Genomic DNA, 12,491 nt, shown 5'->3' on the forward strand with positions numbered 1-12,491 from the left:
TAGTTCTTTGTACCTGTTTCAGGACTACACAAAATGGTTTAAATAGTTAGATTGTGCTACGAAATAAACTGATGTAATTCGATATCATCCCAATCCAGCGTGATCCGGATATTATCCTCTTCAACCAGCTCAGAGCCAGTCTGCACCTCAATAAATTCGAGATTCGTCAGAGCCAGTATGGCATGTTTGGTACCCTCAGGTATCCGAACTACGTCACCTGCTTTTACGTTATGCATTTTTTCGTTCAGTACAATACTGGCCTCACCACTGATTATTGTCCAGATCTCACTGCGTTTATGATGAAGCTGGTAGCTGATATTTTTGCCTTCGGCTATAAAAATCCGCTTAGTAAGTACTTCATTGCCCTCATCATATTTCACATAGTCGATCACTCGATAATGTCCCCAACGGCGCTCTTCATACATGGGTCTTTGTTCAAAAGTCTTCAATACTTCCTTGATGCGCGGACTTTCCGCTTTATGGGTAACCAGAATTCCATCAGGGCTTGCTGCGATAATAAGATCTTTCGCGCCAATGACGGTAATCGGAATATCCAATTCATTAATCAGGCAAGTTCCTTCGGAGTCAGCCGTGATAAATCCTTTGCCAACGTGATTGCTGGACATTTCCTCAGTCAGTGTATTCCACGTGCCTAAGTCTTTCCAGAACCCGTCATACGGCTGCACCACGATGTTATCCTCTTTTTCAACCACTTCATAATCAAAGCTGATGGATGCGAGCAGTTTATACTGCTTCTGCATTTCTTCATATCCCAAGGGAAGTCCCTTGCTCTGTAAGATATCCAGCAGATAGCCCAACCGGAAGGCGAATACGCCGCAGTTCCATAAAGCATTCCGACTAATTAGCTCCTCGGCTTGTTTACGGTCCGGTTTTTCCTGAAAATGACTCACACGCAGAAATCCATTTTCCCCTGCCGCATCGCGAGTCGGTATAATGTACCCATACTTCTCTGATGCCAGTTCAGGGACAACACCCATAAGTGCCAAGTTCGCGCCGCTCTCCTCCATTGTGCTCTCCAGTTTGGCCACACTCTCGAAGAAGGAAGACTCCACATAAGGATCTACCGGCAAAATGGCTACAATCTCAGAGGGGGAAACCCCTGCCACCGAATACAAGTAGGAGGCCGTGAGCGCAATCGCCGGAAAGGTATCACGCCGTTCCGGTTCAACAATGATCGGCACTTCGCTGCCCAGCTGACTTTGTATCATTTCCACCTGACCGCGGCCTGTTGCCAGATAAGAGGAACTCTCAAGACCCGTTTCTTTAAGCTGTCTCCAGACCCGTTGCACCATGGATTCCGGCTCACCTTGCGGGCTTTCTAATACTCTTAAAAATTGTTTTGAACGTGAATCGTTGGACAAGGGCCACAACCGTTTTCCTGAACCGCCTGACAATAGTACTAGTTTCATAAGTGAACCCTCCTTATGGGATTGTTATAAAAGAATGGGATGTTATGGCTGGGGGACTGCGATGAATGTTGGACTTCCGATCGCTGTTATCCTTGGATTTCCTGAATTGTGACCGCTCCTCGCGGTTGAAATCCAAGGATAAAGGCGAACACTTCGTTTCTACAGTTCCAAAATTCCTCTTCGTCCCTTTACATAACACTGTGTTTTTATAAAGATCCCATTATCTCCGCTAGCGCGATCGACCACTTGGTAGCTTTCCGGCGGCAATACTGCCTTGGAAAGCCAACCATAAAGAGATAACAGACAAAGAGATAAGACATAAGAGATAAGAGATTAAACCAACCTATACCGCGCCAGCCACACTCTGAGAATAACCGCTAAGGCCGCCCATCTGAGGGCGCCCAACGGAATGATATTCTAGGCCGGTGCCCTCGATTTGTTGCTTGGTATAAAGGTTGCGGCCGTCAATCAGAATTTGCTTACGCATGCTTTGCGCCAGCTTGTGCAAGTCGATATCCCTGAACAGGCTCCAATCCGTCAGCAGGCAGACCGCATCACTGTCTTTCGCCGCTTCTTCCGGCAAGGAGCACCAACGGAGCTGCGGATGATCGTATTGCTTCCTGAAGTTATCGGCAGCAATCGGATCGAAGAGTTTCACGATGGCACCCTCTGCAACAAGGGCCTCAACGATTTCACGGGCCGGGGCTTCACGTACATCATCTGTATTAGGCTTGAATGCGAGTCCCCAAATTCCGATTACAGCTCCTCGGAGACTTCCTAATGATTCATGCAGCTTCGAGATAATCATGAAACGCTGACCCTTGTTGACCTCAACCACAGATTCCAAAAGCTTGAATTCATAATCGACGTTACCAGCGATTTGAATCAGTGCATTGGTGTCCTTAGGGAAGCAGGAGCCGCCGTACCCGATACCAGCTTGCAGGAATGAGGAACCAATTCTGCGGTCCATCCCCATACCTTGGGCTACCTCGGTTACATCAGCTCCCACTTTTTCGCAAATATTAGCAATCTCGTTGATGAACGAGATTTTAGTAGCCAAGAAGGCATTTGAAGCATATTTAATCATTTCCGCGCTGCGAATATCGGTCACGAATACATTCTCCGTAAATCCTTGGTGTAGCTTTCTCATAACCGGCTCGAGGTCCGGATTATCCAACCCGATGACAATTCGATCTGGATGAAGCGTATCACTGATGGCTGAACCTTCTCTTAAGAATTCAGGGGCAGAGACGATATCAAAAGGATAAGTGGTCTGTGAAGCAATCATCTTGCGAATCTTTTCATTGGTTCCGACGGGAACGGTAGACTTAGTCATAATAATTTTGTAGCCATCCATGGCTCTGCCGACTTCGGCCGCCGCACCTTCGATATACTGAAGATCCGCTTCTCCGTTCGGCAGGGAAGGTGTCCCTACAGCAAGGATGATGATATCAGAACGCCGTACTGAATCCGTAAGATCGGAGGAGAAGGACAAGCGTCCCTCACGAAGATTCACTTCAATTAAAGCTTCGATTCCCGGCTCATAAATGGGAGATTCCATGCGGTTTAGCTTATTGATCTTTTCCTCATCTTTATCCACACAAATGACATGATTTCCGTTAAGTGTAAAGCATACGCCAGATACAAGACCGACATAGCCAGTACCGATTACTGCCAGCTTCATACAATCATCCTCCTTTTAAAAAGTTTACGTAGGCCTGTTCGACGTACTGCTTGAAATTAACCATGAACGACTCTTCGTCAAATTTCTGTGCATGACTTATGATTTGTCCGATATCCCATGAATAAGATTCAACTTCGTTAATCGCCGCCAGTAAATCCTCAACCTCTTGATGCTGGAAGAACACTCCGTTGACATATGGGATGATCGTATCCAGTGCGCCGCCAGCCTGATAAGCGATAACCGGTCGGCCGGCAGCGTTCGCCTCCAAAGGAGTAATACCGAAATCTTCCTCCCCGGGAAAGATAAGCGCACGGCATTGTGCCATTAAACCTGTCACCTGATCGTCCTCAAGCCTGCCCAGAAATGACACATTGCTCTTAGCCATACTTTCCAGCCGCTTCCGATCCGGACCATCGCCAACAATGTACAGCTTAAGACCGTTTCTACTGAAAGCTTCGACTGCCAAATCAATACGTTTATAAGAGACCAATCGTGAAACAATTAAATAATAGTCCCCGATAGTGCTTGAACTTGTAAAACGCGCTGTGTTAATCGGTGGGAAAATAATATCAGAGTCCCGATGATAGTAGTTCTGAATCCTTTTCTTCACTACAGAAGAGTTGGCTACAAACTGATTCACATTCTTAGATGTCCGCTGATCCCAATTTTTGAGCTGCTGCATATATACCTTCAGTAGCCTTTTGTATAACCCGGAATTGGACTGCCGCTCCATATATGTGTCGTAATCCCAAGCAAACCGCATTGGAGTATGGCAGTAGCATAGATGGAATGTATGACTCGGCACTTGAATGCTTTTCATAAAAGCACTGCTGGAGCTGAGTACGATGTCGTATCCGCTAAAGTCCAAATCCTTGATGGCCATAGGGTAAAGTGGCAGCATCCCTTTAAAATTAGTCTTCACTCCCGGAATTTTTTGCAACCAGGAGGTTCGGATATCCGCATCTTTGAGATTGTCAGTCAGGCGGCTTCCGTTGAAAACCGTCGTGAAGATCGGAGCTTCCGGATACATATGGTGGAATACTTCCACAACTCGTTCCGCTCCGCCCATTTGGATTAAGTAATCGTGCGCTATCGCAATTTTCATGTGAATCATCCTCAAAGTTTTATGGAGCATCATCAGAGTTACCACATCGTAATAAGTTTTACCTCGGAAGCCTTTGCTGTTCTCCGAAGCTCTAAGTCAGGTGCTTGCCAGCAAGCCTTTGTAGTAGTCCACAATATCCCTGACCGTGTTCTCGATTACAAAATGCTCCTTCACCCGCTTCATACCGTTGTCCGCCATCTTTCTTCTCTCCTCAGGGTGTTCCAGCATCCATGTAATGGATTCTGCCAAGAGGTCAGGATCACCAGGTTGGATCAGCATTCCCGTCTCACCGGGTATGACAATTTCCACTGGGCCCCCTTCGTTCGAAGCGATAACGGGAAGTCCCGCCGCCATTCCCTCAACGATAACCTGACCAAACGGCTCGGGTGTAATTGAGGTGTGTATCAGTAAATCCGCTGTGTTCATGATTCCTTGTATATCTTCCACGTGACCTAGGAGGCTCACATTCGTTAATCCATCTTGTTCAATCTTCTGAACCAATTCCTTCTTATATTCCTCTTCTCCAAACAAGGCGTCACCGGCTAGCCAAAATTTCACGCGCCCGTCTTGGCTGAACTTCTTAGCGGCTTCCAGCACAATATGCTGGCCCTTCCAATGCGCCAAACGGCCGACAAGTAATACGTTGAAATCCTTCTGATCTCTCTTCCCGATCCCGCCGCCTATGGCTTTGGCAAAAGCCGAGTAGACAACCAATGTTTTTTTGGAACGCGGCAGCTCCAAGGCATTTAATGTGGAGTGGGAATTCGCAATTACACCGTTTGGAAGTAAACGTGACAGTAATCGGATAGCTTTCGCAACCACCGGCTTCAAATACGGAGCACCGATGTGATCACGAATATGCCAGATTAAGGGCACGCCGGCCTTTTTGGCGGCAATGGTACCGTATAGAGCTGATTTCAATGAGTTGGTATGAACACAATCTACTTTTTCTTGCTTCAGTAGAGGCGCCAGCTTTCGGCCGTATGCCAAAAGTTTGAACAATGCACCAGGGGCGCCTAAATTAACGGCATTCCGGCCGCGAGACCGAACACTTTCATCCAGGGGGATAATCCGTACATCGATCCCCTTTTCCTTAAGCCGTTCAGCCAGCACGCCTTCCTCTGCCAATATAACCAGCGGATCAATCTGCTCTCCGATGTTCGTCAGGATGTTAAACAAGGCTACCTCGCCTCCGCTCCACTTAGCGGTATGGTCTATATAAGCTACTCTTAGCATCCTGCAGCCACATCCTTTTCAAGAGCTTCCCGGAATACAGCTTCTACTCCGTCAGCTACATGCTGCCATGTGTATTTCTCAAGTACATGATCTCTGCATTCATCACGAGATGGAAGGAGCTTTCGATTGCTAAGCATATGGATAATGCCTTCTGCCATATCTTCACTGGCTGGACTCTTGAACAGCAGTTCCGGTCTGAAGCCTTGCAGGATTTCCTTGTTGCCTCCGACTGGTGTAGCCATAACCGGCAATCCGGTCGCCATTGCTTCGACGGTAATTAGTCCAAAGCCTTCCAGTGCCTGTGAAGGAACTACGAAGAGATCCGCTGCTTGGTAATACCCTGTTAGTTCATGATCCGGAATGTATCCGAGCAGCCTTACTTTATTACTTAAGCCATAGTCGGCAATTTTCTCTTCCAGCTCTCCGCGCAGCGGGCCTTTGCCACCTATTAGCAGGATCGCATTAGGGAAACGCTCCGACACTTGCTTCCAAGCCTCTAGCAGCTGTAGTAATCCCATTCGGTTCACCAGCCTGCGAACCGTCAAGACGGTAGTTGCGCCTTCCGGCAGATTCAAGGTTCTCCGGATGGCTAGGCGATTGGTTGCCGGAACGAATCTTTCTACATTGGCAGCACCCGGGATGACTATGATTTTATTAAAAGGAACGCCGTGCAGATCATGAAGCATGTCACGGAATGTTTCACTGAGTACGATGAACTTATCCGCCAGCTTATAGGCTTTATGTTCAATAGATTTGGCTATCGTTGTTTTGACCCGGTGTTTGATGCCCTGACCTTCGATCTTCATTTCTTCATTCCAAGGTCCGTGAAACGTCATGACTACAGGTATTCCGCGTTTCTTCGCTTCCATAGCAGGACCGATTCCATAAGGTGCGAAGTGGGTGTATAGGATATCAATTCGACCACTTCCACTTCCCATTAGATCAGCCGCCTTACGCTGAAAAGCATCCTTGCGTTTCCATATAGCATCCTTCGGATCACCGGCGTTATGAATAATCAGTTCTTCAGAGGTTGTAGGCTTCTCTTGACTGCAGATCAGCGCATGTACCCGGTTTCGTGAGGAGAGCTGCTCACAAACGGATTTGAAATAGGTATTTAATCCGCCTGGTTGTAACGAGGGCCAGCTAAGGCCGGTCGTCATAATGTTCAATCCTTCACTGTACGGCATAGCTTCTCTCCCCTTTTTTCTCCTTCTCAGCCTGACCCTCCGCATTATGCTGGGCCAAGCTGTTCTTGCTTTGCAGTTCGTAATGCTTGAAGCCGACCATGAATTCGTACATAACCCAGAACACCGATACGGCGAAGCCTGATATCCCTTTTTTGAATAATCCATGCAGGAAATACTTCTGCAGGAATCGTGCCGGTGGACGAAGCAGCAGTAGACTAATCCGGAACGGCTTGCCGCTGGCATATGCCGTCTGTGCTTCAAGATCGGTATATTTATTGAAGCGGGACACATGATCGTTAATACTGCGGAAGCCTTGATGCCACAGCACCCCTTCAAGTCGGACCGTCCGATCCTCCGAAACATCAGGCATTTCATGCACTAGGCTGTTACGGATACCGTACTGTTTGCGGTTATACAGTCGAACCAGGTATTCACCGCGATCCAGCCACCTGCCTAGAAAATCACCGATTCTATAAAGGGAATAAGCTACCGTTATATCCGTAAGTCCACGCTTGCGTTCCAGAATATCCGCAGCCAATTCGTCGCTTACCACTTCATCGGTATCAATGAGGAAGACCCAATCATGGATGGCGCGTTCCACTCCGAATTCCCTTTGCTTAGCGTATCCGGGCCATGGATTGACGAACACCCGGCAATTCAGGCTTTCGGCCAATTGCACCGTCCCATCCTTGCTTCCTCCGTCGATAACCACAATCTCATCGGCGAAAAGTCTGCAAGACTGAATCGCACTCGATATTCGAGTTTCGTCATCTTGGGCGATGATGACCACCGAAATCGGGTAACTGCCCGGGCCGCCAAGCACGCTTGTTACTGACTCCATGAAAGTTTCCTCCTTTTGTCTAAAAATCCGGGGTTTCAAGGCCTTAGCCTCTACCCGTTAGCATCCATAGGTTTCTTGCGAATGTAAGAATTCATCGTCGTCTTCATCCATTGAATGTCCTGCCCGTTAATGAGCAGCCGTGGAATCTTAACCTTTAAGTTAAATCTGATATTAAGAATGATAAATCCGAACCGCAGTATAGCTGACGAGAGCATGGCTACACCTGCACCGAACAATCCGAACTTAGGGACTAGGAAGAATAACAGCGGTATAACCAGGATCAAGCCCACACCCTGAAGTATGGATACAAACTTCGGTTTTCCCAGTGCCATGAAAGCCTGTGCCAGTATGAGCGTCCCTCCACTAATCGTTACTTCCAGCAGCAGCAGTCGGAACACTGTTAATGCCGTGTTGAAATCCTTGCCGTACAGTAATGGAATCACTAGAGGGGCCACCAACATCAAGATCAGCGATCCGATCATTGTAAAGGTAGTACTAATCCGAAAGGCTTTGAAAGTAAGGCTGATGGCTTCCTCTTTCGATAATTCAGAGGCTTTTGGAAACAGCACCACTGTAATCGAGTTTGAAAAGAAGTTGACCATCCGTGAAAGACTTACAGCCACTGCATACAGCCCTAGATCAGCGGGACGGAGCAGGCCTGCAATGATTATCTGATCAATATAGAAGGAAAACTGCCCCAGCAGATCATTTCCGTACGAACCTAAACCGTAGGTAAATAACTTTTTGAACTGTTGATAGCTGTCCCGCATTTTCACTCTATAGGTTCGCAGAAGATTGAATGTCATCCAGATGAACAGCGGTACTGAAGGAAACAGGTATGCAAACGCCGTGGTAAATGGATTCATGGTGTGAGTTAGAATCAATACCCCGATCATGATTAGTGTCAGGAGAGGAGTAAGATATCGAAGCCAGTTAAATTTCTTGTAATCCCCTCGGAACTGGAAGGCTGCATTATTGATCTGGGAGACGACGATTAGCGGACAAAGGATCATTGACCATTGTGCGAATTGTACAACATCCGGGCTGAAGGATTTCAGCCAGTAAGGAAGTACAATTATTCCAACAATCATTGCGGCGGTTCCGAAGAATAGCGCGATCATTAAGGCCATCCGATACAACACACCGGCATCATCCGGATTTTTTTTGGCGTTATAGATTAACGCCGAGGGAATACCAAAGCTCATGCTGAACGCCAGAAACTGCGACCAGTTCACCATCGCTGTCTGTTCACCTCTACCCGTCGGTCCGAGATAACGGGCGGTCAGCACACCAGTCAGCATGTTAAGGAGCAAGATTAGAATGCTGACAAACATAGTTTTAACGGCGGCTGAGCTGTTGCCTTTGCTCTTCGTAAAGTTTCGGAACGAAGACCAGACCGAGTTAGTTGGAAATGATTTTGCGTTCAATTGCTGCATGTGGTGTTCCCTTCTTTCTGCTCTCAATAACCTCTTTAGCGCTGAGGCCGAGACCGATCAGCATCCAGATTAGATATCCTTTCATACCGGGAAAACCGTTGTCCGATACTAGACTTGCAATCGCTCCGCACCAGGCTGCCAGGGCCAGCCGAGCATATGGCTGCTCGCTGTCTTTACGGATGACTCTGACAACTATTTGTTTAACGACTGCGCCTAATGCTCCGAAGAAGAAGACGGCGCCCGCAACCCCGAAGGTTAGTAGCAGTGCGATAAACCCGTTATCCATAATTCCATACTCACCGAGCTCTCCGCCGTTCCCAAGCTTAGTTCCTGTTCCTACACTGCCGATACCTTCACCTACAGGATTAGCAGCGACCATGGGAAGCATGTTTTGCCATAAGCCGAGACGTTCGTTATACGAATGATCTTCCTTTACAGAGGTCAATGTCTCCATTCTGGCTACAAGTCCTTCCGCTCCGGGAAGCTTGGGAACGATCCAGATTAAGGCGCAAGCGACAAAAGTAATCTGAAGCAGTGTTTTCCATTTCCCCTTGGAGGAGGAAGAACCGATGTACACCAGCAGCATCACCAGCAGAACCAACCAAGCCGAGCGTACTAGAGTGGTCAAGAGACATACTACAACGAGTAGTACTCCAATCCAGCGCAGGCTTCCCTGCCATCTTTTCTCCAGAATCATCGGCACTAGTGCGAATACTAGAAAAGCGGCTGCAGGTCCGGGTGAATTCAAGGTAGAGAATACTCGGATTTCCAGAGGATATGGCAACCCAATGGAGATCATATCCGCATGCCTCATCCAAAATGCATCCCAGGGTGGAACGGTTAGATACTGGATAATCCCGTATACTGCGACCATGACCGCGATATTGGCGTAAGCGTGAAGCAGACGATCCATATCTTTGGTAGTGAAAGGCGTTACTGCAAAGAATGGGATTAGAAGCAGCGGTACAATGTAATTCGCCAGATCATATACCGAGCCCATGCCGTTCTTCGCCAAACCTATTAGGGCCCCGTATGCTAGTGCTGCTGCGAATAATAAGACGATCCGGTTAGAGGAGCGCTTCATTTTGTGTATTTCCCGCAGAACTGGAATAACCAAGGTTGCTCCTGTCAGCAAGGGTGCCAGACTGAGCAGTGATACCGAGTGATAGACTCCCTCTGCCCAATCCGCTATTCGGCGCAGCTCCGGGGCAATGGCCCAAATCAACAGCGTGTAAGGAATCAATATCCGCGGCTTCAGTATCGCCAGTATAAAGGCGGGAAACAAAATGCCGGATAATATCACTCCCTGAAGACTGCTGGTTGAACTAAGCTTGGCACTGGCAAAACCGATCATCAGGGGAAGAAGGATACAAATGGCTGCTAATGTGACAGGCAAGGAAAACGAAAGGAATTCACCGAACTTCTTACCCGCGTTCCCTGTCCGTACATTCATTCAAGCCCTCCTCCTTTCACCTTTTTCCGCTTGCGCATTTCCTTGAGCAGCAGAACCAGGAATTGGGCATCGTCTACAAGATATCTTTTCCAGAGTCGTCCAGGTTCTTGGCTAAGCCGCCAGAACCATTCCAGTCCTGTTCTTTGCATGAAGTCCGGCGCCCGCTTTACTGAGCCTGAGAGGAAATCAAAAGTCGCTCCCACTCCGATGGAAATCGGTGCCTGATAGGACATGTAATGGCGGTAAATCCACTTTTCCTGCTTAGGGGCGCCTACACCGACGAATACGATATCCGGCTGACAATCCGTAAGCATTTGGATGATTCTCTTGTTCTCTTCCTCATTATTCTCAAATCCATAAGAAGGAGAGTAACAGCCAACGACGTTGATTTGCGGATAAGCTGCTTTAAGATTCATCGTAGCCTTCTCCGGTACCCCTTGTGCGGAACCTAAGAAGAACAACCTGTATTTCCTTTGTTCAAAAGCATTACCCAGCCGGCTGAACAAGTCGGCTCCAGACACCTTTTGTTTGAGCGGTTTACCAAGCATTCGCGATGCCCAGATCAGCGGCATTCCATCAGCAACCACTGCGCCTGCTTCTGAATAAATCGTTTGAAACTCCTTGTCTTTTCTTAGCTTAATGACATGGTCAACATTGCACGTTAGGATGTAGGATTGATTTCTTTCTTGTATCGCCCGATCAATATAATCAAGCAGATCCATGAAATCATAGTTATCGAAATTGACATCGAACATATTTACTTGATTCATCGTATCACTTCTTTTTGTGGGGAATCGGCCTACTGTGAAGATCGGTACAAGCAGTTCAGGTACCAACAGAATGGAATAATAAATTGGACCGTCGACAGTGTGTTGTCAGAGAATGAATAGATTAGAAACCCTGCAATAAAGAACAAATAATAGGGTTTGACCGGCGGCGCCAAAGCTTTGTAAATTAGAGAAAACACAGTGAGCAAGGAAAGCAGCAGCAATATGGCACCGATGTAGCCCCCATCGAAGTAAAACCGGATATATTCGTTGTGAGGAACAACAAAGCCTTTGTACAACGTCCCATCATTAGCTACAGTTACAGCTCCAAGCCCTCTTCCTGTCCAAGGAGAATCCTCAGCCTTATTCAGAAAATACTCCCAAGCCTCGGCCCGCCCTGATAAGTCAATGCCGGTTTCCGTCGTTCTTTCAAAGGAACGCTTTTTGATATTGTCCAGCTGCATAAACACAGCGGCGAAAATCAGAAGAAAGGAGCAGAGCAGCGGGATCAGGAAGTACGTTCTACCCTTAAGATATTGACGGGAAATATCGTAAAAGTAGTATAAAAGCATTAATACCAGTGCCAATATAGGACCCCGTGTACCCGTTCCAATTAGAATGAAAAAATTCAAGGCCAGCATACTGTAGAAAAAACGGGCATTCTGCGGTTTTCGCTTGATTTCAATAAAGGAAACTGCGATCCCCATGAACGCCAGCATCGCCAGATGCGCTGGAATGTTTGCTCCTTGTATTCGTACAGCGCCGGTGAATTCTACGTCCAACAGGTTATGAAGGTTAGCCGCTTGGAGTAAAACACCTGCTACAAGGCTGACTGCCGGCAAAAGGCAGATGATACGGATATGCGTCTCGGCAACTTCCTTCTTCCAGTTGATTAAGAGAAATACAAAGGGAAGTGAAAGTCCGATAAAAGCTTTGATTGCAATGGAGGAGGTCATCTGCGGCAGCCAGCTGGAAAATCCGAAGGTAATGAAGACCAGGACTACCATCACCCACAGAGGATAACTCAATTTGAAACGCAGACCGTTTACTAGAATGCACGGTACCAGCAACCCGACAATAGCCAGCTTATACAGCGATAGTATTTCCATCCCGAACAAGCTGCCGTTATACAAAAAGTTAATGGAAATTGCAGTCGTTAAAAGAACGAAGTAGCTGATCCATTCAGGCCTTGAAATTGAAACGCCCAATAGGATAATCAGAAGTACTGCTGCAATGGCTAGAACCGGTTGGTAGATGACCGCTGTTCCGAGAAACAGGGCTGACAATAACAAGAGCATCCCGTATGGCAGGGCGTTCATTTTGGAGGCCCAATGAAAATTAGTCATGTCTTT

10 protein-coding genes are annotated in these 12,491 nt (G+C 47.4%); all 10 read right to left on the reverse strand.

Annotated features, from left to right (window positions below; translation table 11 throughout):
- Positions 1-56 precede the first annotated feature (56 nt).
- On the reverse strand, positions 57-1,430 hold the full coding sequence (locus PWYN_RS07200) for a sugar phosphate nucleotidyltransferase (RefSeq protein ID WP_036649920.1): 1,374 nt from the start codon (positions 1,428-1,430) through the stop codon (positions 57-59).
- 343 nt (positions 1,431-1,773) lie between these two features.
- Positions 1,774-3,114, reverse strand: coding sequence for a UDP-glucose dehydrogenase family protein (locus tag PWYN_RS07205; protein ID WP_036649922.1), 1,341 nt, complete (start codon positions 3,112-3,114; stop codon positions 1,774-1,776).
- A gap of 4 nt (positions 3,115-3,118) precedes the next feature.
- The gene (locus PWYN_RS07210; protein ID WP_036649924.1) at positions 3,119-4,219 is read right to left on the reverse strand and encodes a glycosyltransferase; all 1,101 of its coding nucleotides are present in this window, start codon (positions 4,217-4,219) and stop codon (positions 3,119-3,121) included.
- 96 nt (positions 4,220-4,315) lie between these two features.
- The gene (locus tag PWYN_RS07215; protein ID WP_036649926.1) at positions 4,316-5,455 is read right to left on the reverse strand and encodes a glycosyltransferase family 4 protein; all 1,140 of its coding nucleotides are present in this window, start codon (positions 5,453-5,455) and stop codon (positions 4,316-4,318) included.
- A complete protein-coding gene (locus PWYN_RS07220; protein WP_036649928.1) occupies positions 5,449-6,642 on the reverse strand; it encodes a glycosyltransferase family 4 protein in 1,194 nt (397 codons plus the stop codon). Before PWYN_RS07220 ends, PWYN_RS07215 begins: the two co-directional genes overlap by 7 nt.
- Positions 6,629-7,483: a glycosyltransferase family 2 protein gene (locus tag PWYN_RS07225; RefSeq protein ID WP_036649932.1), complete on the reverse strand. Its 855-nt coding sequence runs from the start codon at positions 7,481-7,483 to the stop codon at positions 6,629-6,631. Before PWYN_RS07225 ends, PWYN_RS07220 begins: the two co-directional genes overlap by 14 nt.
- Positions 7,484-7,533: 50 nt before the next feature.
- A complete protein-coding gene (locus PWYN_RS07230; protein ID WP_036649934.1) occupies positions 7,534-8,919 on the reverse strand; it encodes an oligosaccharide flippase family protein in 1,386 nt (461 codons plus the stop codon).
- The gene (locus PWYN_RS07235; protein ID WP_084146634.1) at positions 8,885-10,372 is read right to left on the reverse strand and encodes an O-antigen ligase family protein; all 1,488 of its coding nucleotides are present in this window, start codon (positions 10,370-10,372) and stop codon (positions 8,885-8,887) included. The genes PWYN_RS07230 and PWYN_RS07235 overlap by 35 nt, the downstream gene beginning before the upstream one ends.
- Complete coding sequence (locus PWYN_RS07240) at positions 10,369-11,142, reverse strand: WecB/TagA/CpsF family glycosyltransferase (RefSeq protein WP_036649937.1); 774 nt, start codon at positions 11,140-11,142, stop codon at positions 10,369-10,371. Before PWYN_RS07240 ends, PWYN_RS07235 begins: the two co-directional genes overlap by 4 nt.
- 29 nt (positions 11,143-11,171) lie before the next feature.
- On the reverse strand, positions 11,172-12,485 hold the full coding sequence (locus tag PWYN_RS07245; protein WP_036649938.1) for an O-antigen ligase family protein: 1,314 nt from the start codon (positions 12,483-12,485) through the stop codon (positions 11,172-11,174).
- Positions 12,486-12,491 lie beyond the last annotated feature (6 nt).

The organism is Paenibacillus wynnii, from assembly GCF_000757885.1.
In the GTDB taxonomy this organism is placed as follows: domain Bacteria; phylum Bacillota; class Bacilli; order Paenibacillales; family Paenibacillaceae; genus Paenibacillus_AQ; species Paenibacillus_AQ wynnii.

Coding starts and splice junctions, on each gene's coding strand:
- PWYN_RS07230 (WP_036649934.1), bottom strand. CDS start 8,919: ATGCAGCAATTGAACGCAAAATCATTTCCAACTAACTCGGTCTGGTCT.
- PWYN_RS07240 (WP_036649937.1), bottom strand. CDS start 11,142: ATGAATCAAGTAAATATGTTCGATGTCAATTTCGATAACTATGATTTC.
- PWYN_RS07220 (WP_036649928.1), bottom strand. CDS start 6,642: ATGCCGTACAGTGAAGGATTGAACATTATGACGACCGGCCTTAGCTGG.
- PWYN_RS07225 (WP_036649932.1), bottom strand. CDS start 7,483: ATGGAGTCAGTAACAAGCGTGCTTGGCGGCCCGGGCAGTTACCCGATT.
- PWYN_RS07215 (WP_036649926.1), bottom strand. CDS start 5,455: ATGCTAAGAGTAGCTTATATAGACCATACCGCTAAGTGGAGCGGAGGC.
- PWYN_RS07235 (WP_084146634.1), bottom strand. CDS start 10,372: ATGAATGTACGGACAGGGAACGCGGGTAAGAAGTTCGGTGAATTCCTT.
- PWYN_RS07200 (WP_036649920.1), bottom strand. CDS start 1,430: ATGAAACTAGTACTATTGTCAGGCGGTTCAGGAAAACGGTTGTGGCCC.
- PWYN_RS07245 (WP_036649938.1), bottom strand. CDS start 12,485: ATGACTAATTTTCATTGGGCCTCCAAAATGAACGCCCTGCCATACGGG.
- PWYN_RS07210 (WP_036649924.1), bottom strand. CDS start 4,219: ATGAAAATTGCGATAGCGCACGATTACTTAATCCAAATGGGCGGAGCG.
- PWYN_RS07205 (WP_036649922.1), bottom strand. CDS start 3,114: ATGAAGCTGGCAGTAATCGGTACTGGCTATGTCGGTCTTGTATCTGGC.